Below are 24154 nucleotides of genomic sequence, written 5' to 3'. Positions count from 1 at the left end.
CGGCATGACCGAGGGCGCCGACGCGGCCTTCCGCCGCTTCGTCGCGGCCGAGCGCGACGCCCTCCTCACGGAGGCACTCCGGCTGACCGGCGATCCGGACCGGGCCGAGGACGCCGTCCAGCGCGCGCTGACCCGCACCCGGCAGCACTGGGGACGACGCCGCGCCGACCCCGCGACGACCGCCGCCGACGCCCTGCACGACGCGGCCACCAGGGGGGACGGCGGACAGGTCCTCGAGTCGCTCGACGACCGGCGACCGCCCGCACCTCCCCCGCCCGCGCGCTGGCGGCTAGACGCCGACGCGGCCGCCACCGACGCCCTCGGCCGAGCCCGGCGGCAGCGCCGGGTCCGCACCGCCGGGCTCGCCGCCGCGGCCACCGCCACCGTGGCCGCGGCCGCCCTGCTGGTCCCACAGCCGACCACGGAGCCGCCCGACGCCCTGGGCACCCAGCAGCAGGCCGCCGACGTCCCCGTGCTGACCGAGCCCACCCGCGGCTCGCTCGCCGGGGACACCGCGTTCGTCGAGGCCGCCCGCCGCGCCGACTGGGGCCCGCTGACCCCTCCGCCGGTCGAGGAGCGTCGCGTCGTCCTCGCCACGGACACCCCCGACGGCCGCGTCGTCCTGCTCGCGGGCACGGTCGACGAGGACGTCCGCGGCGTCTGGCTCACCGGCCCGGTGGGCGCACCGCCCGAGCAGCTCACCCGCTCCGTCCCCCAGGAGCTCGGCCCGTACCGGCCGGCGTCGCTGCTGGTCGGCGGCCCCGGCCCCGCGACCCTCGTCGTCGTCACCGCCCCCGGCGACGAGGTCGAGGTCTCCCCGCGGCTGCAGGTCGGCCCGCGCGGCACGGTCAACCGCAGCTACGAGCCGGTCCCGGCCGACGGCGGCCTCGCGGTCACCGAGGTGCGGACCACGACCGCCGGAGCCGGCACCAGCGTCCGCGTGCTGCGCGACGGGCAGCCGGTGTACCGCGCCGGCGTTCCTGCCCCCACCCTCCCGGCCGGCCCCGCGGAGGTCCCGCCGCTGGACCCGCTGCGCCCGGCGTCCGCCCGCCCCGCCGACCGGCTGGTCACCGAGGCGCTGACCGACATCGCCGTCCCGCTGGGCGTCGAGCCCGCCGACCTGCAGCCGCAGCTGCTCTGGGCGGGCACCCTGCCGATGCCCGAGGTGCCGGGCAGCGCCGCCGTCGTCGTCGGCCGCAGCCCCGGCGGCGGGCTGGTGGTCACCACGTGGGCCGGCCAGCTCGGTGCCACCGGCGCCGGCCGCACCGTGCCCTGCGGCGTGCACACCCCGCCGGGGACGACGGACGTCGCCGGGCTCGTGGTGGCGCGGGTCTGCAACCTCTCCTCCCCCGAGAGCGAGCCGTCGGACGCCGGCCGCTGGCTGGTCGTCACCGCGCCGGCCCCGGCCGTGGCCGCCGCCGTCCTCGACGAGCGCGGCGGCGTCCTCGCCACCGTCCCGCTGCCCGACGGCGGCGGGGTCACCCTCCTCCCGGCCGGGGCGCGGGACGTGCGCACCCTCGACACCGCCGGGCGGGCGCTCGCCGAGGTGCCGGTCAGCGCCATCGCCACCGAGCCGTTCGGGGACTACGGCTCCGGCGAGGTCCGCTGAGCGGGCCTCAGGTGGGCGCCCGCCGGGGCACCGGCACCGTGTCCAGGTCGGCCGCCACCACCAGGTCGCCGGAGAACACCGCGGCCGCCTCGTCGCGGTAGCGCTCCGGGTCGGGGTAGCGCTGGGAGAAGTGGGTGAGCACCAGCGTCCGCACCCCGCACTCGGCCGCGACCGTCGCCGCCTGCCGGGCCGTCAGGTGGCCGTAGGCGCGGGCCAGGGCGGCGTCCTCCTCGAGGAAGGTCGACTCGATGACCAGCAGGTCGGCCCCGTCGGCCAGCGCGGGGACCGCATCGCACAGCCGGGTGTCCATCACGAAGGCCACCCGCTGCCCGGGCCGGTGGGCGCTCACCTCCTCCAGCCGCACGGTCCGCCCGCCGACGTCCAGCGACCCCTCCCGCTGCAGCCGCCCGACGTCCGGCCCCGCCACTCCCGCACGAGCCAGCTGCTCGGGGAGCATCCGGCGGCCGTCGGGCTCCACCAGCCGGTAGCCGAACGTCTCGACGAGGTGGTCCAGCCGGCGGGCCTCCAGCGTCCACGACGGTCCCGAGGCCACCGGCCCGTCGGCGGTCAGCGGCTCCTCGCGCAGGTCGAGGACGTCGTGGAACACCGAGGCGGCGCGCAGCCGGCCGAAGTGGTCCCGCCCGGACGCCGGGAAGTGCGCGGACACCGGGTGCGCGACCCGGTCCAGCGACATCCGCTGCACCACGCCCGGTACGCCCAGGCAGTGGTCGCCGTGGAAGTGCGAGATGCACAGGTGGGTGACCGCGCTGCTCGGCACGCCGGCGAGCAGCAGCTGCCGCTGGGTGCCCTCACCCGGGTCGAACAGGAACCCCTCGCCGTCCCACCGCAGCAGGTAGCCGTTGTGGTTGCGGGTGCGGGTGGGCGCCTGGCTGGCGGTGCCGAGGACGACGAGCTCGCGGACGGTCACCGCCGGCTCAGCCGACCTGCTCCACACCGGCCGCGTGCCGCCGGGCCAGCTCGCGGTAGATCGCCGGGTTGCCGTCGACCCAGACCGCGGCCCCCTCGCTGAGCGGGCCCCGCACCGTCACCGGGGCGCCGAGGGCCAGCACCCCGTCGGGGACCACCGCCCGCGGCGGCACCAGGCTGTGCGCGCCGACGAGCGCCCGGGCGCCGATGCGGGCGCCGTCCTGCACGGTGCTGCCGTTGCCGATCAGCGCCTCGGCGCCCACCACCGCGCCGTGGACGACGCACTGGTGGCCGATGGTCGCGCCCGGCCCGATCTCGGTCTCCGGGTCCGCGCCACCGTGCAGCACCGAGTTGTCCTGCACGTTGGCGCCGGCCCGCACGACGATGCGGCCGAAGTCCGCGCGCAGCACCGCGCCGTACCAGACCGACGCCCCGGCCTCGACGACGACGTCGCCCACGAGCGTGGCGGTCGGGGCGATCCAGGCCTCCGGGGAGACGGAGGGGGCACGGCCTTCGAAGGAGAACAGCGGCACGGGCGGAGCGTAGGGGCCGGTGCAGCCCCTCCCTCACCGGGTGTGATCCGCGTTACGTTCGGCGTCCGTCGCCCGACCCTCCTGGAGGACCCATGGACCGGCTCCGCTTCGGCACCTTCCTCGCCCCGTTCCACCCCGCCGGGGAGAACCCCACACTGGCCCTGCAGCGGGACCTGGAGCTGGTCGAGCACCTGGACCGGCTCGGGTACGACGAGGCCTGGATCGGCGAGCACCACTCCGCGGGCACCGAGATCATCGCCTCGCCGGAGATCTTCATCGCCGCCGCGGCGGAGCGGACCAAGCACATCAAGCTCGGCACCGGCGTCACCTCGATCGCCTACCACAACCCGCTGTGGGTGGCGGAGCGCATGGTGCTGCTCGACCACCTCACGCGAGGCCGGGCGATGCTCGGCTGCGGGCCCGGGTCGCTGCCCACCGACTCGATGATGCTGGGGCTCAACCCCACCGACACCCGCGAGCTGCTCGAGGTCGACCTCGACATCATCATGCGGTTGCTGCGCGGCGAGACGGTGACGCAGAAGACCCGCACGCACGAGCTGGTGAACGCCCGCCTGCACCTGCGTCCCTACACCCAGCCGCGCTTCGAGGTCGCCGTCGCGGCGGTCGCCTCCCCCACCGGACCGCGGATGGCCGGGCGGCACGGCATCGGGCTGCTCTCCATCGGCGCCACGCTCACCAAGGAGGGCTTCGACGCCCTCGCCCACCACTGGAACATCGTCCAGGAGCGCGCCGAGCACTTCGGCCAGACGGTGTCCCGCCGCGACTGGCGGCTGGTCGGGCTCATGCACGTGGCCGAGACCCGCGAGCAGGCCTACGCCGACGTGCAGTACGGCATCGAGACGTGGTTCCGCTACTTCCAGAAGACGGCCGCCTTCCCGCAGATGGCCGTCGAGGGCGGCGACGCCAAGGAGATGATCGACTTCATCAACGAGGCCGGGATCGGGGCCATCGGCACGGTGGAGGACGCCCGCGCGCAGGTGCAGCGGCTGTGGGACCAGTCCGGCGGATTCGGCTGCATGCTGCTGCTCGGGCACGAGTGGGCCAACCCGCAGGCCACCAAGCGCTCCTGGGAGCTCATCGCCCAGCACGTCGTGCCGCACTTCCAGGGCGGCGAGGTCTCCCACGCCCAGCAGACGCTGGACGCCAAGGAGTACGCGATGGGCAAGCGAGAGGACTACGCCGCCCAGCAGATGCAGGCCGTCGCCACGATGACCGAGCGGTACGAGAAGGAGAAGGCAGGCAGCTGACCTCCGCGCCCGGCGCCCCGGCTGCCGCCCGGGGGTCGGGGCGGCGGCCGGCCGCTGTCGCCGCAGCGGGAACGAGTGGTGCTCGTGCGCGACGCGCCACCGGCCGCCGTTGCGGCGCAGGCCGAGGGTGACTCGGAGCCGGCGCCCGGGGTGCTCGGCCAGGTCGGCCTCCGTGCCGCAGCGGAGCAGGGCGTGCACCCAGGCGACATCCGCGCCGGCGGTCACGGACAGCTCGACGACCTCGAACACCGCACCAGAGCGCCCGGCAGGGCGACGCCGACTGCTCACTCGGCCCGGGGCCCGAGGTGCTGGCGGCGTCGGATCAGCGGGCGACGGCGGCGATGGTGGCGGCCAGCGGCGTACCGACTGCCGGGGTGGCCGACGGGACGAGGTCGAGCGCGGCGAGCACCCGAGCGGTGTCGACGAAGTCCCGGACCGGCTGGGCCTCCATGTCGTTGCGCCAGGCGATCGCGAGCGGGGACGGCGGCAGCCCCTCCACCGGGACGAACGCCAGCCCGGGGCGGTCGTAGTAGCGCTGGGTGGAGGCCTGGGTGAAGGCGACCCCGCGCCGGGACAGGATCGCCTCGAAGCACTCGTCGACGCTGACGACCTCGGCGCCGAGCCGGACGGTGTGCGGACCCCGGCTGTCGACGGCGAGCCAGAAGTCCCGCCAGTACTCCGGTGCCCGCCGGCCGACGAAGGGCTGGTCGACGACGTCCTCCACGGTGACGCGGTCGCGCGTGGCCAGGGGCGACTCGCTCGAGGTCACCAGCACCCGCGGTTCGACGAACAGGGTCTCCATCGACAGCCAGCTCTGCACCAGGACCGGCGGGCGGACGAACGCCACGTCGACGCTGCCGGTGGCGAGACCGACGTAGGGGTCGGCGAAGTCGTGCGACCGCATCTCCAGCTGCACCCGGGGACAGCGGGCCTGGAACGCGGCGAGGATCCGAGGGGTCAGCTCCGCCGCCGCGTTGGCCTGGAAGCCGACGACCAGGCTCCCCCCGCCGCCGTTGGCCGCCGCCCTGCGGGTGGCCGCGGTCAGGCGCTCGACGCCGACCAGCAGGCGGTGTGCCTCCTCGAGCAGCACCACGCCGGCCGGGGTCAGCTCCACGCGCCGGCTCGTCCGTTCCAGCAGCTGCGCCCCGAGGGTGTGCTCGAGCTTGCGGATCTGCACGCTGAGCGACGGTTGGCTGATGTGCAGTCGCGCCGCGGCCCGGCCGAAGTGGAGCTCCTCGGCGACGGCGACGAAGTAGCGGAGGACGCGGAGTTCGGGAGCGTCCGTCACGGACCCACCCTAGGAGCGGTGGCAGCCGTTCCACCAATGCGTCTGGCCTATCGATCGGTGGCCGACAGGTATTGGACGTGAGCCGTATCACACGGATCTGATGGCACCGGCCGCCGGCACGACCCCGCGGCCACGACATCCGACCTGCTCGGAGAGGAGCACGCCGATGACCGCAGCGACCCGCGCGCCGTCCGCCCAGGCGTGGGCCGACGCGTTCGCCGAGGCCAGCAACACCGACCCGGAGATCCAGGCCCACGGCAAGTACTTCACCTGTTCGTACCTGCTCGACGCCACCGAGCGCAGCTACGTGGTGGAGGTGCAGTCCGGCCGGGTCACGAACGTCGCGGTGGACCCCGGTCCGCTGGACGTGGCCTACGACTTCGCCATCCGGGCCAGCGCGGAGACGTGGCGCGGTTTCGGCGAGCCGGTGCCGGCCCCCATGTTCCACGGGATCTGGGCGGCCACGTTCCAGCGGGACATGCGCCTGGAGGGCAAGGTGCTCGTCCTCATGCAGAACCTGCGGTGCATCACCCGCCAGATCGAGCTGCTGCGCGTCGTCGGCGCCCCCGTCTGAGGAGGAAGACAGCCATGAGCAGGATCTCCCCCGTCACCGGCCACTACGTGACGCTCGAGGTCGACGGCCTCGAGTACAAGGTCTTCTACCTCGAGAACGGCAGCGGCCAGCCACTGGTCTGCCAGCACACCGCCGGCTGCCACAACCACCAGTGGCGCGGCCTGCTGGAGGACGACGAGATCACCGCGGACTACCGCGTCATCGCCTACGACCTGCCCCGCCACGGCAAGTCGGACCCGCCGGAGAACGCCGAGTGGTGGAAGGAGGAGTACAAGCTCACCGCCGACCACTACGTCAACTTCATCGTCGCCCTCTGCGACGCGCTGGAGCTCGAGGACCCGATCTTCATGGGCTCCTCGTTCGGCGGGAACGTCGCGCTGCAGCTGGCCCTGCGCCACCCGGACCGGTTCGCCGGCGTCCTCTCGGTCGAGGGGGCCGACTACTCCCCGGGCTTCTACCTCGACTGGTGGCAGCACCCGCACGCCAACGCCGCACAGGTGTGCGCGAGCGGGGTCTGGGACCTGATGGCGCCGCAGTCCCCCGAGGCCGACCGCTGGAAGACCTGGTTCTACTACTCGCAGGGGTCCGAGGCGTTCAAGGGCGACCTGCACTTCTACTCGGTGGACCACGACCTGCGGGGCCGGCTCGGCGAGATCGACGGCGACCGGTGCCCGGTGGTCATGCTCACCGGGGAGTACGACTACCTCACGACGCCCGAGGACAGCGCCCGCACGGCGGGCGAGATCAAGAACGGCACGTTCATCGCCATGCCCGAGATCGGGCACTTCCCGATGAGCGAGAACCACGCCACCTTCCGCCGCTACCTCATCCAGGCACTCGAGGCGCTGCAGGGCGTGAAGACGGCCAAGTCCGGCTGATCCCCCGAGCCGGTGGGCAGGCACCTGCCGCCCACCGGCTCAGGGAGCGGGCGCCGGGCGCCGACCCCGCTCCCAGCCACCGTCCAGGCTGCGCGCAGGACCGTGCCGGGCCGGCCGGCCACCGTGAGGTCATGGCCGCCGACCACCGCAGAGGGCTGGACGCCGCCCTGCTGCTCCCCGCCTCCGCGGTGGCGTGGCTGACCCTCACCCCGGCCGGGGGCTCCGGCTGGGCGTGGGGTGCCCCGCTCACCGAGCTGCGCTGGTACGCCACCGGGCTGCACTTCGAGGCCACGGTCCTGCAGCTGGTCGGCAACCTCGCGCTGCTGGTCCCGCTCGCCGTCCTGGCGGTGCTGCGCCGGCCGCGGCTGGGCACCCCGCCGCGGCTGGCTGCGCTCGCGGTCGCCACCGGCGCCGGCATCGAGCTGCTGCAGTGGGCGCTGCCGCTGGGCCGCGTGATCTCCCCGGTCGACGCCGCGCTCAACGCCACCGGTGCGGTCGCGGCCGGGCTGGTGGTCGCCCTCGCCACCGGCCGGTCCGCTCGACGTCAGGTGGCCCGGCTCGGCGGAGGGCCCGCCCTACGGTGAGGGTGTGAGGGCGCCGTCGCTGATCGCCGAGGTGGAGGCACTGCTGTACCGCCACGACCCGGTGGGCATCGGCTTCGGCGACAACCCGGACGAGTACCGCCCCGAGGCGGGGAGCATCGTCGCGCGCCGCCCGCGCGCCCGGTCCGTCGACGACGTCGTCACGCTGGCGCACGGGGAGTTCGTGCGCTGGTTCGACGAGGACACCGCCGGCCCCGTGGACCGCTACGAGGACATCGCGCGAGACGCGTGGGCCATCTGGCTCGCCAGGTCGTCCGGCGCCTCGTAGACCGACCCTGACGCAGCCCTGCGCTCCTCGCCTCCGAGGTCGGGGCAGGGGCAGGTGCGGTCGACGACGCCCGGCTGGCACAGCGCGAGGAGAGCTCGTCCCGAAGACGGCTCCAGGGACACGTCGACGGGTTCGGCGACGGTCCGTTCATCCCGCCGAGAGGTCTGTCGCCCCACCGGAGGCAGGAGAACACTGAGCCTCTGTCGCATGTCGGGCTGGGGCGCAAGGGGGACCAGGCATGACTCAGACACTGAGCGGAGGCATCGACGCTCTCCGCGCTGAGATGAACGGGCCAGTCATCGCACCCGGTGACCCGGGTTACGACGAGGTCCGCAGGGTGTGGAACGCCGACATCGACCGTAGGCCGGCTGTCGTGGCTCGGTGCACCTCGGCCGACGACGTGGCCGTCGCTGTCCGGTTCGCCCGTGAGGAAGGCCTGGAGGTCTCGGTTCGCGGCGGAGCGCACAGCATGCCGGGGCACGCGGTGTGCGATCACGGCCTGATGATCGACCTCAGCCTGCTCAATCGAGTGACCGTCGACCCCGGGGCCAAGCGCGCCCGCGCGCAGGGCGGGGCATTGATCTCCGACCTCGACGCCGCGACGCAGGCGCACGGGCTCGCGGTTCCGATGGGTGCGATCAGTCATACCGGCGTAGGAGGGCTCACGCTGGGAGGCGGCATGGGATGGCTGACCCGGCAGGCCGGTCTCTCGGTCGACAACCTCCTCTCGGCCGAGGTCGTCGTCGCCGACGGGCGAGTCCTGCGCGCGGCCGAGGATGAGAACGCCGATCTGTTCTGGGCACTGCGCGGCGGCGGCGGCAACTTCGGGGTGGTCACCGAGTTCGAGTTCAGGTTGCACGAGGTCGGGCCGACGGTGCAGTTCGGGCTGTTCTTCTGGGAACAGGACCGAAGCCGCGAGGCGCTCCGGCTGATGCGGGAGGTCATCGCCGACCTGCCACGCTCCCTCAATGCCATGCCCGCCGCGGCACTCACCGCTCCGCCCGCTCCATTCGTGCCGGTCGAGCACCACAACGAGCTGGGCTGCGCTCTGCTGCTGGTCGGTTTCGGTGACCCGGGCGAGCACCAGCAGGCGGTCGACCGCATCCGGGCGGCGCTCCCGCCGCTGTTCGATCTCGTCACACCGATGGCCTACGTCGCGTTGCAGCAACTGCTCGACGAGGCAAACGCCTGGGGGTCGCACGGCTACGACAAGGGCGCCTACATCGAGGACCTCACCGACGAGGTGATCGAGATCCTCGGTGACTACGCCCCCCGCAAGAGCTCGCCGCTGTCCGTGTTGCTCTTCTACCGGCTCGATGAGGCGTACTGCGAGGTCGGCGAGGACGACACTGCGTTCGGCGGCGGGCGAACCCCCCGCTACATGGGCTTCTTCATCGGCCTGTGCCCCACGCCCGACCTGCTCCCTGCCGAGCGCGAATGGGTTCGGTCGCTGTGGGACGCCTTGCGTCCGCACATGATGGGTGCAGGGACATACGTCAACGCCCTGGAAGGTCAGGACGAATCCCGGATCCAGGACACCTACGGCCGCAAGTACGGACGGCTGGCTGCGGTCAAGGCCAAGTACGACCCGAACAACGTCTTCCACCGCAACGTGAACATCACGTCGCCCGTATCCTGACTCCGCAGACCACAAGAGGGACTCCCCTCGACACGCCTCGAGGGCCACGCACCCGATGGGCTCGATCGGTCAGCCCACCGGTCAGCCCTCGCATCGTGGTCCTCAGTGCATCGCACAGCCGGAGCGAGGACGAACCGACGAGGGTCGACAGAGAGCGAGACGTTCCAGACCGCTGGTCGAGTGTCCGGGGTCCGTGTCCCTGAGTCGGCTGCTCAGGGACACGGCGGGACTCGGTGTCCCGGGGCCAGGCTCTGCCAGCAGAGGCGGTCCCGTGCCTCTTTCTCAACGAGCTCCGGCGCGGCGGGTCGAGTACGGGAAGCGAGGAGCAGGGCCCTCGGCCGGGCCTGCCGCGGCTCAGCGCCAGCGGTACTCCAGCTCCGGGCGGCCCGCGCCGCCGTAGCGGGGTGCCCGGTCGACCAGCCCGGTGTCGGCGAGGTACTCGAGGTAGCGCCGGGCGGTGATCCGCGAGGCGCCGATCAGCTCGGCGGTCTCCGCGGCCGACAGCCCCTCGCCGGCGGCGCGGACGGCGGCGACGACGGCGTCGAGGGTCTCCCGGCCCATCCCCTTGGGCAGCGGCGCCGGCCGGGTGGGCCGCACCCCGCCGAGCACGCGGTCGACGTCGTCCTGCCCGGCGGCGTCCCCACCGGCGTGCACCCGCTCGCGGTACTCGGCGTAGGCGGCCAGCCGGTCGCGCAGCGCGGGGTAGGTGAACGGCTTGAGCAGGTAGCCCACGACGCCGTGCGCGGCGGCGGCCCGCACCGTGGCCAGCTCGCGGGCGGACGTGACGGCGAGGACGTCGACCTGCGCGCCGGCGCCGCGGATGCGCCGGCACAGGTCGATGCCGTGGGCGTCGGGCAGGTTCATGTCCAGCAGCACCAGGTCGACCGGCTGCCGGGCCAGCGCGTCGAGGGCCGCGGCCCCGGTGCCGGCGACCGCCGCGGTGGTGAAGCCCGGCGTCCGGTCGACGTAGGCGCGGTGGGCCTCGGCGGCGACCGGCTCGTCCTCCACGACGAGGACCCGGATCACCGGGACACCGCCGGCACCCCGACGGGCAGGGTGACGGTGAACAGCGCGCCGGGGCCGGGCCGCACGGTGAGCGTGCCGCCGTGCCGGGCGACGGCCTGGGCGACCAGCGCCAGCCCCAGCCCGCGACCGAGCCCGGTGGGCGCCGCGGTCGTCTCCTTGGTGCTCCAGCCGCGCTCGAACAGCCGCGGTAGGTCCTCCTCCCGCACCCCGGGCCCGGTGTCCTCGACCCGGATCTGCAGCCGCCCGCCGTCGACCTCCGCGGCGAACTGCACCTCCCGCGGCGGCTCCCCGGCCAGCGCCGCGTCGATGGCGTTGTCGAGCAGGTTGCCGACGATCGTCACCAGGTCGCCACCGGGGATGCCGGTCTCGCCCACCGCCGTCGCCGGGTCGACCTCCAGCAGCACGCCGCGCTCGTGCGCCGTGGCGGCCTTGCCCAGCAGCAGCGCGGACAGCACCGGGTCGCCGACGGCGTCGACGACCCGGTCGGTGAGCTGCTGGGCCGAGGCCAGCTGGGCGGTCGCGAAGTCGATCGCCTCCTGGGTGCGGCCGAGCTCGACCAGCGACACCGTGGTGTGCAGCCGGTTGGCCGCCTCGTGGGCCTGGGCGCGCAGCGACTCGGCGAAGGAGCGCACGCTGTCCAGCTCGCCGGTCAGCGCCTGCAGGTCGGTGTGGTCGCGCAGGGTCACCACGGCGCCGGCGGAGCGGCCCCCCGGCCGGGGCGGGGCCTGGTTGACCACCAGCACGCGGGTGCCGGTCACGTGCACCTCGTCGACGGCGGTGCGCTGCTGGGTGAGCGCCGCGGTCAGCTCCGGCGGCAGGCCCAGCTCGCCGACGTGCCGGCCGGTGGGGTCGTCGTCCAGCCCGAGCAGCCGCCGCGCCTCGTCGTTGACCAGCTGCACCCGCTGCTCGTCGTCCACCAGGAGCAGTCCCTCCCGGACGGCGTGCAGGACCGCGTGGTGGTAGTCGACCATCCGCGCCAGCTGCGCCGGGGACAGCCCGTGGGTCTGCCGCCGCAGCCGCCGGGACAGCGCCCAGCTGCCCAGCCCGCCGACGGCGAGGGTCGCGGCCGCCGTCCCGACGATGCCGGGGACGGCGGCGGCGAGGTCCTCCCCGATGACCTCGACGGTGACGCCGGCGGAGACCACGGCCACCACGTCGCCGTCGGCGTCGACGACCGGTCCGGTCGCGCGCACCGACGGGCCGAGGGTGCCGGTGTAGGTCTCGGTGAACGTCTCCCCCTCCAGGGCCGGCGCGATGCTGCCGATGAACGGCCGGCCGATCTCGCGGGGGTCGGGGTGGGTGTACCGGGTCCGGTCCGGGGCCAGGACGGTGATGAACGACGTCCCGGTGTCGGCGCGGACCGCCTCGACGTAGGGCTGCAGGACCGCGGTCGGGTCGGGACCGGTCACCGCGTCGACGACCAGTGGTGAGTCGGCGATGCTCTCGACGATCCCCGTGGTCTCCTCCTCGGCGGCGGCCCGGACCGCCTGGCGCGCGTCGAGGTAGGCCACCGCCGTCGCCGTCAGGACGACCACGGCCACGACCAGCGCCTGGAGCAGCAGCAACCGCCGGGCCAGGCTGGCATCTCCCCGGCGGCGGTGCGCGAGGAAGGCAGCTAGCGTCACGCCCGCGAGTGTCCCGCGGCAGCGATCCACACCGGACCCCGCGTGCACGCAATGAACGAATGCGTGACCCTGGTCACCGGGCCCCGCACTGTGATGTACGCCGCCCCCGCGGACACACGCACGGCACACCCCGCAGGCCTCTCGCCTCGGGCCGACCTCCAGGAGCAGTCATGGCGTCAGGCACTGCGGCCGACCAACCACCGGCCACCAAGAAGCGGGATCGCACCCACTGGCTGTACATCGCCGTCATCGGCGCGGTGCTCGCCGGCATCGCGGTCGGCTTCGCCTTCCCCGAGTTCGCCGTGTCGCTCAAGTGGCTCGGCACCGCGTTCGTCGGCCTGATCAAGATGCTGATCGCGCCGGTCATCTTCTGCACCATCGTGCTGGGCATCGGCGCCATCCGGCAGGCGGCCAAGGTCGGCCGCATCGGCGGGCTGGCGATGGGCTACTTCCTGCTCATGTCGACCATCGCCCTGGCGATCGGTCTGGTGGTCGGCAACATCCTGAGCCCCGGTGAGGGCCTGCAGCTGTCCGAGGAGCTGCGCGGCGAGGGCGCCGAACTGGCCGGCACGGCCGAGGAGTCCGGCGGCACCACCGACTTCATCCTCGGCCTGATCCCGACCACGCTGATCTCGGCGCTGACCGAGGGCTCGGTGCTGCAGGCGCTGCTCGTCGCCCTGCTCACCGGCTTCGCCATCCAGGCCATGGGGCGTGCGGGCGAGCCGCTGCTGCGCGGCATCGGCCACTTCCAGAAGCTCGTCTTCCGCATCCTCTCGATGATCATGTGGGTCGCCCCGATCGGTGCCTTCGGCGCGATCGCCGCCGTCGTCGGCGAGACCGGGATCGACGCCCTGCAGAGCCTCGCGGTGATCATGCTGGGCTTCTACGCCACCTGCGCGCTGTTCGTGTTCGTCGTCCTCGGCCTCCTGCTGCGCCTGATCGCCAAGATCAACGTCTTCTCGCTGCTGAAGTACCTGGGCCGCGAGTTCCTGCTGATCGTCTCCACCTCGTCGTCGGAGACCGCCCTGCCGCGGCTCATCGCCAAGATGGAGCACGCCGGTGTCAGCCAGCCGGTCGCCGGCATCGTCGTCCCGACGGGCTACTCGTTCAACCTCGACGGCACCGCCATCTACCTGACGATGGCCTCTCTGTTCATCGCCGAGGCGCTGGGCGACCCGCTGTCGATCGGTGAGCAGATCGGGCTGCTGGCCTTCATGATCATCGCATCGAAGGGCGCGGCGGGCGTCACCGGCGCGGGCCTGGCCACGCTGGCCGGCGGGCTCTCGGCCCACCGTCCGGACCTGCTGGACGGCGTCGGCCTGATCGTCGGCATCGACCGGTTCATGTCCGAGGCGCGCGCGGTGACCAACTTCGCGGGCAACGCCGTCGCCACCGTCCTCATCGCGACGTGGACCAAGGAGCTCGACCGCGAGCAGCTCGACGCCGTCCTCGCCGGTGACCGGCCCTTCGACGAGGAGACCATGCTCGACGACGACGGCCACGGCGGCGGCTCCAGCGACGACAACCTCCCCGCCGACGCGACCAACGCCGGCCCCGGCCAGCGCGACGCCGGTGACGCGCAGGCCAAGCTGGCGCAGTCCTCGGTGCGCTGACCCGCACCGCGTTCCCCCGGGGGCGCCCGGTCCTGTCCAGGACCGGGCGCCCTCGTCGCGTCAGGAGTGGGCGGCGCGCCCGTGGGCGGCGTCGCGGTCGTGCTCGGCCGCGTCCGCGCGGTCCTGCCGCCGGGTGCGGCGCAGGTCGACGACGGCGAGCACGAGGGCCGCGGCGATCCCGGCGAGGGCGACGGCCAGGCCCGCGGCCGCAGCGGCCGGGTAGTCCCGGGCGGTGGCGCCGAGGACGACGTAGAACAGGCCGGGCAGCGCCGCCGTTCCGATGACCGCGCCGAAGCGCTGCGCCGTCTGCAGCCCCCCTCCGGCCGCGCCGGCCATCCGCACCGGGACGTCGCGCAGCGTCATCGTGATGTTCGGCGAGATGACGAAACCGCCGCCGAGACCGCCCACCAGCAGCGCGGGGGCCACCGCCCAGGGGACGGCGTCGGCCGGCACGAGCAGCAGGACGGCGACCGTCGCCCCGAGGCCGGTCAGCACCCCGACCAGGCCGATGACGGTGAGCAGCCGCCCGAAGCGCTCGACCAGCCGTCCGGCCACCACCGCCGCGGTCGCCGAGCCCAGCGCGAACGGCGTGACCGCCAGGCCCGACTGCAGCGGGGTGAGCCCCAGGCCGGTCTGGAAGAACAGCGCGAAGACCAGCCAGATGCCGCTGAAGCCGACGAAGTAGACGGTGCCCAGCGCCGCCCCGAGGCCGTAGCCGCGGGTCTCGGTGACCAGCCGCGGGTCGAACACCGGCTCCCCACCGCGCCGGACCACCCGCCGCTCCCAGGCGACGAAGCCGCCCACCAGGAGCACGCCGACCGGGAAGAGCCACCACAGCCGGGACAGGCCGCCGGCCTCCGCCTGCACCAGCGGGAGCAGCAGGGCCAGTGCCCCGGCGCCGAGCAGCAGCACCCCGCCGACGTCGATGTGCCCGCGCCCGCCGGCGCCGCCGCGGGGCAGCAGCCGCCAGGCGAGGACGAACGCGACGACGCCGATCGGCACGTTGACGTAGAAGATCCAGCGCCAGTCGGCCACCTGCAGCAGCAGCCCGCCGACGATCGGGCCGACCGCGGTGGACACCCCGACGACCGCGCCGAACAGGCCGAACGCCCGGCCGCGCTCGCCGCCGCGGAACAGCTGCTGGATCAGCCCGGAGTTCTGCGGTGCGAGCACCCCGGCGGCCAGGCCCTGCGCCAGCCGCGCGGCGATGAGCAGACCCACGGACGGCGCCGCCCCGGCCGCCGTGCTGCACAGCACGAAGCCGGCCAGCCCGGCGAGGAACATCCGCCGCCGGCCGAGGGCGTCGCCCAGCCGGCCGGCCGGGACGAGCACCAGCGCGAAGGTGAGCGCGTAGCCGGAGACCACCCACTGGACCGCCGCCGCGGAGGCCCCGAGGTCGCGCTGCAGCGTCGGCAGGGCCACCGACACGATGCTGACGTCGAGCAGGCTCATGAAGCCGGCGACGAGGGTGACCGACAGCGCCCGCCACCGCCGCGGGTCCGGCCGGTACTCCTCCTCACCGCCGGGGTCCCCCGCGGTCCGGGCGGTCCGGTCGAGGTCGGGCCGGGCCGTCACGGGCGCCTCCGGGGGTCTGGGGCGGCGGCGCCCGGTGCGCGCCCGCCGTCCCCCGATGGTCCGCCGGGTCCGCCGGAGCCGCAGGGCGGGGCCTCCGGCCCTGGCCGCCCCCTCGCGAGCCCTCTTGGCGTGGCCGTTCCCGATGTGTGCGGAGGTGCACGATGACCACGTCCCTCGACGAGACCCGGGTGGCCGCCTTCGGCGAGAAGCTGGTCGGCACCTACGTCGGCGGCATGGTGACGCTGATGGTCGACCTGGCCTCGCGGACCGGGCTGCTCGATGCCCTCGCCACCGGTCCCGGGACCGGCGAGGAGGTGGCGTCGCGGGCGGGCCTGGTGGAGCGCTACGTCCGCGAGTGCCTCGGGTCGCTGGTCACGGCGGGCATCGTCGAGTACGACCCCGCCACCCGGCAGTACTCCCTGCCGCCCGAGCACGCCCTGCTGCTCACCGGCGAGGGGTCGCTCAACCTGGCGCCGATCAGCCGCCTGGTCACCTCCCTGGCGCCCCACGTACCCGACGTCGCCCGGGTCTCCCGGACCGGGGGTGGAGTGCCGTACGAGGCGTTCCGGCCGGAGTTCACCGACGTCATGGACGGCATCTCGCGCGGTCTGATGGACGGCCAGCTGCTCGACGGCATCCTCCCGGTGACCGGCGAGCTACCCGCGCGGCTGGCCGACGGCGTCCGGGCCACCGAGATCGGCTGCGGCACCGGGCACGCGCTCAACCTGATGGCGGGGGCGTACCCGCGGTCGTCGTTCACCGGCTACGACTGGCCGGGGACGCGATCGACCGGGCCCGCACCGAGGCTGCCGCCTGGGCACTGACCAATGTCTCCTTCGAGGTGCTCGACGTCGCCCGGCTGCCCAGCGACCCGTCGTCCACCGCGGTGTTCGCCTTCGACGCCATCCACGGCCAGGCCGACCCGGCCGGCGTCCCGTCCCGGGTGCGGGCGGCGCTGGAGCCCGGCGGGTGGTTCGTGATGATGGACATCAAGGCGGCCTCCGCACTGGAAGAGAACCTGGGCCACCCGCTGGCGCCCTGGCTGTACGCGGTGAGCACGCTGCACTGCATGACGGTGTCGCTCGCCGAGGAGGGTGCCGGCCTGGGCACGGTGTGGGGGGAGCAGCTGGCGCTGCGGATGCTCGACGAGGCCGGCTTCGTGGACGTGACCGTGCACGACGTGCCCGACGACCCGTTCGACTCGGTCTACGTGGCCCGGACGCCGTCCTGAGAAGGGGACCCCCTGCTCCCACCGCTCACCCCCCTCTCGAGTTGATCACGGGGTGGCCCCCTGCAGGGTCCCGCCGCGAGCGTGCGAGTGGCGGGGGGCAGGGGGTCCTCTCTCAACTCGCAGGTGGGGGTTCCTGCAGCGGGAGGCGCACCTGGAAGCGGGTGTCCCCCGGGCGGGAGCGCACCCGCAGGTCGCCGCCGTGCCGGGTGACGACGACGCGGTAGGAGACGTCGAGGCCCAGGCCGGTGCCCTGGCCGACCGGCTTGGTGGTGAAGAACGGCTCGAACACCCGCTGCCGCAGCTCCTCGGGGATGCCCGGGCCGGTGTCGGCGACCTCGACCAGAGCGCAGTCGCCGTCCCGGGCGGTGCGCAGGGTGAGCGTCCCCTCCCCCGCCATCGCGTCCAGCGCGTTGACGATCAGGTTGGTCCACACCTGGTTGAGCTCCCCGGGGTAGCCGGGCACCGGCGGCAGCGTCCGGTCGTAGTCCTTGACCACCCGCACGTCCGGTGGCGTCTTCGCGCTGAGCATGACCAGCGTGGCGTCCAGCCCGGCGTGCAGGTCGGTGGGCTGGTGCGGTGCCCGGTCGAGCTGTGAGTACTGGCGGGCGGCGTCGACCAGGCCGGAGATGCGGCCGGTGCTGTCGGCGATCTCGGCGAGCAGCGACTCGGTCTCCACGGCGTAGGCCAGCCACCGGAGGGCGGGCTCCAGGGCAGCGGGCTCGACGGTGTCGGCGACCCGCTGCAGGTCCGCCGGCCCCAGTCCGGCACCGACGAAGACCCCGGCCAGCTCGTACGCGCCGTCCACGTCCCGCTCGTCGAGCCAGTCGCCGAGCTCGTCCTCCCGGTCGGCGCGCTCGAGCGCGGTGAGCTCCGGGGCGCTGCCGACCCGGGCCACCAGCTCCTCCTGCAGCCCGGTCAGCGACCGCAGCACGGCGCCGTCGAGCCGGCCCTCCGACAGCAGGGCCAGCTTGTGCCGCATCCCGGCGAACCGCTCGCGCAGCGCCGCGGCGGCCCGTGACGCGGCCGCGGCCGGGTTGTTGAGCTCGTGGGTGAGACCGGCGGTCAGCTTGCCGAGGGCCAGCAGCCGCTCCCGCTGCCCGACCAGCTCGGCGGAGTTCCGCTGGCCGATGAACATGCCCTCCAGCAGGTGCACCGCCATCGGGTACCAGCGCCGGAACTGCGCGGCGAACTCGGTCGCGGGCAGCTCGAGGAAGCGGCAGTCGGTCACGGCGCGGACCGTCGCCGGGTAGCGCTGGTCGACCCGCTCGCCGACGTAGAACTGCACCGCACCGGAGTAGACGCCGCGGTGCGACGTCCGCACGGTCTCGACCTCGCTGCCGCCGACCCGGCGGGACATGCTCAGCGTCCCCTCGAGGAGGACCGAGAAGCACCGGGCCGGCTCCCCCTCGACCGAGACCTCGGCGCCGGCCGGGTAGGCGACGACGGTGCCGTGGTCGGCGACCCAGGCCAGCTGCCCGTCGTCGAGGTCGGTGAAGAGGAACAGCTCGCGCAGCTCGGCGGCCGACAGCCGCTCGGCCGCCGTCGTCACGACCCCTCCTCGCTGGCGCTCGTCGGACTCGTTCCGAGTCGTGCCCTGCCCCCGGATGACCTCGCGAGCTCGGTCATCTCTCCTCCAGGTACCGGTGCACGAGGGTGACCGCCATGGCGCCCTCGCCGACGGCTGAGGCCACCCGCTTCACCGAGTCCGCCCGCACGTCGCCGGCGACGAACACCCCCGGCAGGCTGGTCTCCAGCAGGTACGGGTCGCGGTCGACGTCCCAGCCGGCGGGACGGCGCCCCTCGCGCAGCAGCGCCGGACCGGTGGGGATGAACCCGCGCTCGTCGCGGACCACCGCGCCGTCCAGCCACCCGGTGCGCGGCGCGCCGCCGATGAAGACGAACAGGTGGCTGGCCGGCAGCGTCTCCCGCTCGCCGGTCCGCGCGTCCTCCACGGTGATCGCCTCGAGGTGCCCGTCGCCCTGCGCGCCGGCCACGGTGGTGCAGGTGCGGACGGAGATCGACCCGATGCCGGCGATCTGCTCGACCAGGTAGGCCGACATGGAGGCCTCCAGCGAGGCCCCCCGGACCAGCAGGCACACCGAGCGCGCGTACCGGGCGAAGAACACCGCCGCCTGGCCCGCGGAGTTGGCCCCGCCCACGATGTAGACGTCGCTGTCGGCGCACTCGGCGGCCTCGGTCATCGCCGACCCGTAGTACACGCCGCGGCCGGTCAGGTCGTCCACGCCGTCCACGCCGAGGCTGCGGTAGGAGACGCCGGTGGCCAGGACGACGGCGTGCGCGGCGATGCGGCGGCCGTCGTCGAGGTGGAGCACCCGCTTGGGCCCGTGCGCCTCGAGCGTCACGACGTCCCGGGCCAGCAGCAGCTCGGCGCCGAACTTCACGGCCTGGCGGCGGGCCCGGTCGGCGAGCTGCCCACCGGACACGCCGTCGGGGAAGCCGAGGTAGTTCTCGATCCGGCTGCTCTGCCCGGCCTGCCCGCCGGTGGCCTCCCGCTCGACGAGCACGGTGCGCAGGCCCTCGGACGCGCCGTAGACCGCGGCACCGAGCCCGGCCGGCCCGCCGCCGACCACGACCAAGTCGTAGAACTCCTCCCGCGGGTCGACGGCCAGCCCGACGACGGCGGCGAGCTCGGCCTCGCCCGGGTGCCGGAGCACCCGCGCGTCCGGGGTGACGACGACGGGGACGTCGTCCGGACCGGCGCCGGCGGCGGCGAGGACCCGCTGTCCGTCCGGCTCGTCGGCGTTGAACCAGTGGTACGGGACGGCGTTGCGGGCCAGCAGGTCGCGGGCGCGGAAGGACGGGGCCGACCAGCGGTGGCCGACCAGCTTGACGCCGTGCACCTCGGGGTCGGGGGTCTCGTGCCAGGCGGTCAGCATGGCGTCGACCGTGGGGTACAGCTTCTCCTCGGGCGGGTCCCAGGGCTTGAGCAGGTAGGCGTCGACGTCGACGTCGTTGATGGCCGCGATGGCGGCGTCGGTGTCGGCGTAGGCGGTGAGCAGCGCACGGCGGGCCCGCGGGACCAGGTCCATCGCCCGCTCGAGGAACTCGATGCCGTTCATCTCCGGCATCCGGTGGTCGGCCAGCAGCACCGCCACCGGGTCGCCGCGCAGCTTGAGCTCGCGGAGCGCCTCGAGGGCCTCGGCGCCGGAGCCGGCGCGCAGCACCCGGTACGCCTCGCCGTAGTGACGGCGCAGGTCCCGGGCGACGGCGCGGGAGACCTGCGGGTCGTCGTCGACGGTGAGCAGCACGGGTCGGCCCATGGCGGCCTCCTGTCCGGGCCCGCCGTGGGCGGGATGGGGTGCGGGAGGACGGCGTCGTCGCCGGCTCTGGCCACGCTAGCCCGCACGGCCGCCGCGGTGACAGCCTCGCGGGCACGAGCGCCGCCGGCGGCCACGGACCTCCGCCGCCCTCCCGCCCCCCGGGACCGATCCCTACCGTCACTGGGTGGCACTCGGAGGGATCTCGCGCCGGAGCACGAGCTCTAGTAGACGAGTTTGTTGCGGACGTTCCCGGGCGGGGCGTACCGGGCGACGAAGATGTCCCTCCCGGTCGCCACGCTCGTGGCCAGACCGCAACCCACGTGGGTCGTGAGACGCCAGACGATCTGCGTGTAGTGACCGATGTGCCGCCAGTCCCCCGTCGTCGAGCACGGGTCTCCCTGCACCTTCGCCGTGAACGTGCACGGGGGGATGAACTTCGCCTTCTCCGCTCCCCACTGGTCCACGAACTCCGCCGGGGTCTTCGATCCCGGAGGAGCCGCCCATGCGATGTTCTCCCCGCCGACACCACTGTGCGGGTTGGCCGGCCACGTGGGCAGGCTCGCCAGGTGGTCCGCCCACTTCTGTGCGTCGGTGGCGAGCGCGTCGGACCACGCCAAGTCGGGGACGTTCACCGTCACGTCCCTCCTGTACCGGTTGTGCGCCTCGACGACGGCGTTCGCGTCTGCAGGTGAGAGCGTCACTCCACGACCTCCACGGTGAGATGACCCGACAACGAGCGGTCCGCACTCGCGGCGTCCGGGGACAGTGCCGCTGAGTGCGCCCGTGACGGCGAGCGTGCCGGGGCGACGTCACGGGGCCGCCACCGATCCGTCACCGGACCGGGGGCGAACAGCCGCGCTCAGGATCCGGTGACCGGCTCCGGGAAGGTCTCCCGGACGGCGACCATGTCGAGGTCGCGGACGGTGGCGATGAGCAGCTCCACGGAGTCCTCGGGGAACCACCCCGGCTCGGCGAACACCGGCACGCCGTCGCGGAAGACCATGAGGCTCGGCGCGCGCTTCACCCCGACCGCCGCGGCCAGCCGCGGCTCGGCGGGCAGGTTGACGGCCGTGAAGCGCAGGTCCGGGTGGCGCTGCGCCACGGCGTCGAAGACCCCGGCGAAAGCCCGGCTCGATCCCGACGCGGCGTCGCGGAAGTCGACCAGCACGATGCCCGCGGCCTGCGTCGCCGCCGCGAAGTCGTCCTCCGAGAGGCTGACCGTCCCCACGCTGCCCTCCGTCCCCCGGACCGAGTGTGCCCCGTCGGCTGCGCGACGGCTTCCGGGGAGCGGTCGTGGTCCCTACCGTGACGGTCGTGGACGCTGCCGCTGCGATCGACCCGTCCGTGCCTCCGAGCGGCACGGGCTGCGTGGAGTGCGAGGCCACGGGCGGGTGGTGGTTCCACCTCCGCCGGTGCGCCGCCTGCGGCCACGTCGGCTGCTGCGACTCCTCCCCCTCCCAGCACGCCCGCCGGCACGCGGGCGAGTCCGGGCACCCGGTCATCCGCAGCTACGAGCCGGGCGAGAGCTGGTTCTGGGACTTCACCCGCGAGGACTTCGCGACGGGCCCGGAACTCGCGCCGCCCGAGCACCGCCCGTGGAACCAGCCGGCTCCCGGGCCACGCGGCCGGGTCCCCGCCGACTGGCTGTCCCGCCTGCACTGAGCCCCGCCGCGTCGAGTGCTGCGGACCCGTGGTGATCAGCGCTCGATGGCCACGAGTTCGTCGCACTCGCCGGCGACGGCGCCTGCTCAGCGGGCGGTGAGGTGGGCGACGACGAGGTCGCCGACCATCCGGCGCTGGTGCTCGCGTCGCTCCGCGTCGAGCATGTCCCGGCCGAACAGGACGCGCCAGGTGTGCCGGTTCGCCGTCCGGAAGACGCAGAACGAGCTGATCACCTGGTGCACGTCAAGGGCGTCGACGTCGTCCCGGAACAACCCGGCGTCCCAGCCCCGCGCGAGGATCCGGCCGAGGACGTCCAGCACGGGGTTGGCCAGCCCGGACAGCGCCTCGGAACGGGCGATGTGCTCGGCTCGGTGGATGTTCTCGATGCTCACCAGCCGGATGAACTCCGGGTGCGCCTCGTGGTGGTCGAAGGTGAGGCAGGCGAGCTCCCGCACCGCCTGCACCGGGTCCAGGTGCTCGACGTCGAGCTGCTGCTCGAGGCTGCGGATCCGCTTGTAGGCCCGCTCCAGGACGGCGACGTAGAGCTGCTCCTTGCCGCCGAAGTAGTAGTAGATCATCCGCTTGGTCGTGCTGGTCTTGGCGGCGATCTCGTCGACCCGCGCCCCGGCGTAGCCCCGGTCGGCGAACTCCTGGGTGGCCACGTCGAGGATCTCGGCACGGGTGCGCTCGGCGTCCCGCTGCCGCGGCGGGTCGGGCACGGCTGCGGCCGAGGGGACGGACTCGTCGGACAGCGGCTGGGCGACGGACGACACGGCTGCGGACCTCTTCACGTCGGTGGACTGCCCCCGAGCCTAGGACGGCTCGCGGCGGGCCTCGGCAGGTCGACCGGCTCCCCGGTCACGAAGCCTCCCTGGCATCGGAGGCCGGTGGCCGGGCCGACGCAGGTCGGCCCGGCCACCGGGGCGGCCCCCCTGCAGGGTCCCGCCGCGAGCCTGCGAGTGGCGGGGGCAGGGGGTCATCTGGGTCAGAGCGAGGCGCGGATGCGCTCGTACTCCTCGCGCGGCACCACGGGGGCGTCGTCGCGACCCAGGTCGTCCATGTGCACCCGGTGGGTCTCCCGGGCCGACCAGGCGGCCGTGGCCGCGACGATCCCGATGCCGAAGGTGATGCCGCCGACGATCAGCGGCACGTTCGCGTCACCAGGGGCGATGATCGCGTACAGGGCGGGGAGAAACGCGGTGATCATGGTGCCCAGGTTCTGCGAGACCGCGAAGGCGGTGACGCGGGTCCGGGTGGGGAAGAGCTCCTGGTAGAAGGCCGGGAAGACCGCGTTGTAGCCCTGGTAGACGATGCCCCACATCAGGATCGCGAAGACGAAGGCCCAGACCACGGACCCCTGGCTGATCGCGTAGAGGTAGGCGAAGGACAGCGCCGTCGACCCCAGCGCGCCGACGATGATGCAGGGCCGCCGGCCGATGCGGTCGGACAGGTTGCCGACGAAGGGGATCAGCAGCACGGCGACCGCGTTGCCCACCACGGAGATCCACAGGTAGGTGGCGGCGCTGAACTCGATGCCGTACGCCGCCTGCGTGGCGTAGGTGGCACCGAACACGGTGGTCGCCACCGGGACGGCGTTCATCAGCGCCATGCAGATCACCCGGAGCATGTCCGGGCCGCTCTCCCGGACCGCCTGGACGATCGGGGCCTTGGGCACCTCACCGTGCACGGCCTCCTCCTGGAAGGCCGGGGTCTCGTCGACCCGGCGCCGGATGATGATGCCGGCGATCACCACGAAGGCGGACAGCAGGAACGGGATGCGCCAGCCCCAGGACTGGAACGCCTCCTCGGGCAGGATCGCCGCCAGCGGCAGGAAGATCGCGGCGGCGAGGATCTGCCCGGCCTGCACACCCTGCAGGGTGTAGCTGGCGTAGTAGCCGCGCCGGCCGAAGGGGGCGTGCTCAACGATCATCGCGCTGGCGCCGGAGATCTCCCCGCCCACGGCGAAGCCCTGCACCAGTCGCAGCGCCACCAGCAGCGCCGGGGCCAGCAGGCCGACCTGCTGGTAGGTGGGCAGCAGCGCGACGAGGAACGTGGACACGCCCATCAGCAGCATGCAGAGCACCAGCACGTTCTTGCGGCCGCGGGTGTCACCCCAGTGGCCGAGGACGAACGCTCCGATCGGCCGGGCGACGTAGCCCACCCCGAAGGTGGCCAGCGAGATGATGATCCCGATCTGCGGGTCGGACTCCGGGAAGAAGAGCGTCGGGAACACCAGGGCGGCGGCCTGGGCGTAGATGAAGAAGTCGTAGTACTCCAGCGCGCTGCCCATCCAGCCGCTGGCCGCGGCCTTCTTGGGCGTCTTCTGGAACTCGCTGGGCTCGTGCGAGCCGGGGGGTTCGACCACTCGGTCGCGCATCGGTCCTCCTGAGAGGGAAGGGGGTGCGCCGGCGGGCGCGGGGCGGCGGTGCTCGGTGCGGAGAGCGAGCGCGGTGACCGGCACCACGTCCGCAATGAACTAATTGGTACATTAGCGTGGCGTGGAGCACAAGCCCCTGCCCGCGGACGGTCGTGCACCGCCGGTGGAGGCTGGTGTC

General features: G+C 73.9%; 23 protein-coding genes and 1 pseudogene. 11 read left to right on the top strand and 13 right to left on the bottom strand.

Annotated elements, in window-relative coordinates:
- Positions 1-4: 4 nt before the first annotated feature.
- A complete protein-coding gene (locus GOBS_RS11105; protein ID WP_012948385.1) occupies positions 5-1609 on the top strand; it encodes a SigE family RNA polymerase sigma factor in 1605 nt (534 codons plus the stop codon).
- Positions 1610-1616: 7 nt separating this feature from the next.
- Here the strand turns inward: GOBS_RS11105 and GOBS_RS11100 are convergent, their stop codons facing one another.
- The gene (locus tag GOBS_RS11100) at positions 1617-2537 is read right to left on the bottom strand and encodes a ribonuclease Z (RefSeq protein ID WP_012948384.1); all 921 of its coding nucleotides are present in this window, start codon (positions 2535-2537) and stop codon (positions 1617-1619) included.
- A gap of 7 nt (positions 2538-2544) precedes the next feature.
- Positions 2545-3069 carry a gamma carbonic anhydrase family protein gene (locus tag GOBS_RS11095; protein WP_012948383.1) on the bottom strand — a complete coding sequence of 175 codons (525 nt, stop codon included), beginning with the start codon at positions 3067-3069 and terminating at the stop codon, positions 2545-2547.
- Between the two features lie 92 nt (positions 3070-3161).
- Between GOBS_RS11095 and GOBS_RS11090 the strand changes: the two genes are divergently transcribed.
- Positions 3162-4337, top strand: a complete 1176-nt coding sequence (locus GOBS_RS11090) for an LLM class flavin-dependent oxidoreductase (RefSeq protein WP_012948382.1) — start codon at positions 3162-3164, stop codon at positions 4335-4337.
- Between the two features lie 75 nt (positions 4338-4412).
- Here the strand turns inward: GOBS_RS11090 and GOBS_RS29675 are convergent.
- A pseudogene (locus GOBS_RS29675) lies at positions 4413-4586 on the bottom strand (nuclear transport factor 2 family protein); the annotation flags it as partial.
- Positions 4587-4659: 73 nt separating this feature from the next.
- A complete protein-coding gene (locus tag GOBS_RS11085) occupies positions 4660-5625 on the bottom strand; it encodes a LysR family transcriptional regulator (protein WP_012948381.1) in 966 nt (321 codons plus the stop codon).
- Between the two features lie 166 nt (positions 5626-5791).
- On the opposite strand from GOBS_RS11085, the gene GOBS_RS11080 reads away from it, so the two are divergent.
- The 5 genes from GOBS_RS11080 to GOBS_RS11060 all read left to right on the top strand — a co-directional run bounded on the left by GOBS_RS11080 (position 5792) and on the right by GOBS_RS11060 (position 9586).
- Complete coding sequence (locus GOBS_RS11080; protein WP_012948380.1) at positions 5792-6199, top strand: hypothetical protein; 408 nt, start codon at positions 5792-5794, stop codon at positions 6197-6199.
- Positions 6200-6213: 14 nt separating this feature from the next.
- Positions 6214-7077, top strand: coding sequence for an alpha/beta fold hydrolase (locus GOBS_RS11075; RefSeq protein WP_012948379.1), 864 nt, complete (start codon positions 6214-6216; stop codon positions 7075-7077).
- A gap of 131 nt (positions 7078-7208) precedes the next feature.
- Positions 7209-7661, top strand: a complete 453-nt coding sequence (locus tag GOBS_RS11070) for a VanZ family protein (protein ID WP_012948378.1) — start codon at positions 7209-7211, stop codon at positions 7659-7661.
- A gap of 4 nt (positions 7662-7665) precedes the next feature.
- The gene (locus tag GOBS_RS11065; protein WP_012948377.1) at positions 7666-7947 is read left to right on the top strand and encodes a hypothetical protein; all 282 of its coding nucleotides are present in this window, start codon (positions 7666-7668) and stop codon (positions 7945-7947) included.
- A 238-nt stretch (positions 7948-8185) separates the two neighbouring features.
- Positions 8186-9586 (top strand): FAD-binding oxidoreductase, encoded by a 1401-nt coding sequence (locus GOBS_RS11060; RefSeq protein ID WP_012948376.1) that lies wholly within the window; start codon positions 8186-8188, stop codon positions 9584-9586.
- A gap of 354 nt (positions 9587-9940) precedes the next feature.
- Here the strand turns inward: GOBS_RS11060 and GOBS_RS11055 are convergent, their stop codons facing one another.
- Positions 9941-10612 (bottom strand): response regulator, encoded by a 672-nt coding sequence (locus tag GOBS_RS11055; protein WP_012948375.1) that lies wholly within the window; start codon positions 10610-10612, stop codon positions 9941-9943.
- Positions 10609-12237, bottom strand: coding sequence for a sensor histidine kinase (locus GOBS_RS11050; protein ID WP_012948374.1), 1629 nt, complete (start codon positions 12235-12237; stop codon positions 10609-10611). Before GOBS_RS11050 ends, GOBS_RS11055 begins: the two co-directional genes overlap by 4 nt.
- Positions 12238-12407: 170 nt before the next feature.
- Between GOBS_RS11050 and GOBS_RS11045 the strand changes: the two genes are divergently transcribed.
- Positions 12408-13850 carry a C4-dicarboxylate transporter DctA gene (locus GOBS_RS11045; RefSeq protein WP_012948373.1) on the top strand — a complete coding sequence of 481 codons (1443 nt, stop codon included), beginning with the start codon at positions 12408-12410 and terminating at the stop codon, positions 13848-13850.
- A 60-nt stretch (positions 13851-13910) separates the two neighbouring features.
- On the opposite strand, the gene GOBS_RS11040 is transcribed toward GOBS_RS11045, so the two are convergent.
- On the bottom strand, positions 13911-15425 hold the full coding sequence (locus GOBS_RS11040; RefSeq protein ID WP_012948372.1) for an MFS transporter: 1515 nt from the start codon (positions 15423-15425) through the stop codon (positions 13911-13913).
- A gap of 161 nt (positions 15426-15586) precedes the next feature.
- Between GOBS_RS11040 and GOBS_RS28760 the strand changes: the two genes are divergently transcribed.
- On the top strand, positions 15587-16249 hold the full coding sequence (locus tag GOBS_RS28760) for a hypothetical protein (protein ID WP_243697701.1): 663 nt from the start codon (positions 15587-15589) through the stop codon (positions 16247-16249).
- Entirely contained in the window at positions 16195-16656 is a 462-nt protein-coding gene (locus GOBS_RS28755) for a methyltransferase domain-containing protein (protein WP_341776579.1), read from the top strand. The genes GOBS_RS28760 and GOBS_RS28755 overlap by 55 nt, the downstream gene beginning before the upstream one ends.
- Before the next feature lie 112 nt (positions 16657-16768).
- Here the strand turns inward: GOBS_RS28755 and GOBS_RS11030 are convergent, their stop codons facing one another.
- From GOBS_RS11030 to GOBS_RS11015, 4 genes are all read right to left on the bottom strand, one after another.
- The gene (locus GOBS_RS11030; protein ID WP_012948371.1) at positions 16769-18205 is read right to left on the bottom strand and encodes an ATP-binding protein; all 1437 of its coding nucleotides are present in this window, start codon (positions 18203-18205) and stop codon (positions 16769-16771) included.
- A gap of 73 nt (positions 18206-18278) precedes the next feature.
- The gene (locus GOBS_RS11025; protein ID WP_012948370.1) at positions 18279-19937 is read right to left on the bottom strand and encodes an FAD-dependent oxidoreductase; all 1659 of its coding nucleotides are present in this window, start codon (positions 19935-19937) and stop codon (positions 18279-18281) included.
- Positions 19938-20158: 221 nt separating this feature from the next.
- Complete coding sequence (locus tag GOBS_RS11020; RefSeq protein WP_012948369.1) at positions 20159-20638, bottom strand: CAP domain-containing protein; 480 nt, start codon at positions 20636-20638, stop codon at positions 20159-20161.
- A 158-nt stretch (positions 20639-20796) separates the two neighbouring features.
- Positions 20797-21165: a thioredoxin family protein gene (locus tag GOBS_RS11015; protein ID WP_012948368.1), complete on the bottom strand. Its 369-nt coding sequence runs from the start codon at positions 21163-21165 to the stop codon at positions 20797-20799.
- Between the two features lie 86 nt (positions 21166-21251).
- On the opposite strand from GOBS_RS11015, the gene GOBS_RS11010 reads away from it, so the two are divergent.
- Positions 21252-21599, top strand: coding sequence for a UBP-type zinc finger domain-containing protein (locus tag GOBS_RS11010; protein ID WP_012948367.1), 348 nt, complete (start codon positions 21252-21254; stop codon positions 21597-21599).
- An 86-nt stretch (positions 21600-21685) separates the two neighbouring features.
- On the opposite strand, the gene GOBS_RS11005 is transcribed toward GOBS_RS11010, so the two are convergent.
- Positions 21686-22372 (bottom strand): TetR/AcrR family transcriptional regulator, encoded by a 687-nt coding sequence (locus GOBS_RS11005; protein WP_012948366.1) that lies wholly within the window; start codon positions 22370-22372, stop codon positions 21686-21688.
- A 212-nt stretch (positions 22373-22584) separates the two neighbouring features.
- Positions 22585-23976: an MFS transporter gene (locus tag GOBS_RS11000; protein ID WP_012948365.1), complete on the bottom strand. Its 1392-nt coding sequence runs from the start codon at positions 23974-23976 to the stop codon at positions 22585-22587.
- Positions 23977-24154 lie beyond the last annotated feature (178 nt).

Origin of the sequence: Geodermatophilus obscurus DSM 43160 (assembly GCF_000025345.1) — a bacterium.
In the GTDB taxonomy this organism is placed as follows: Bacteria; Actinomycetota; Actinomycetes; order Mycobacteriales; family Geodermatophilaceae; genus Geodermatophilus; species Geodermatophilus obscurus.
Note: the sequence above shows the minus strand (reverse complement) of the source record. Positions and strands in the feature narration are given on the sequence as shown.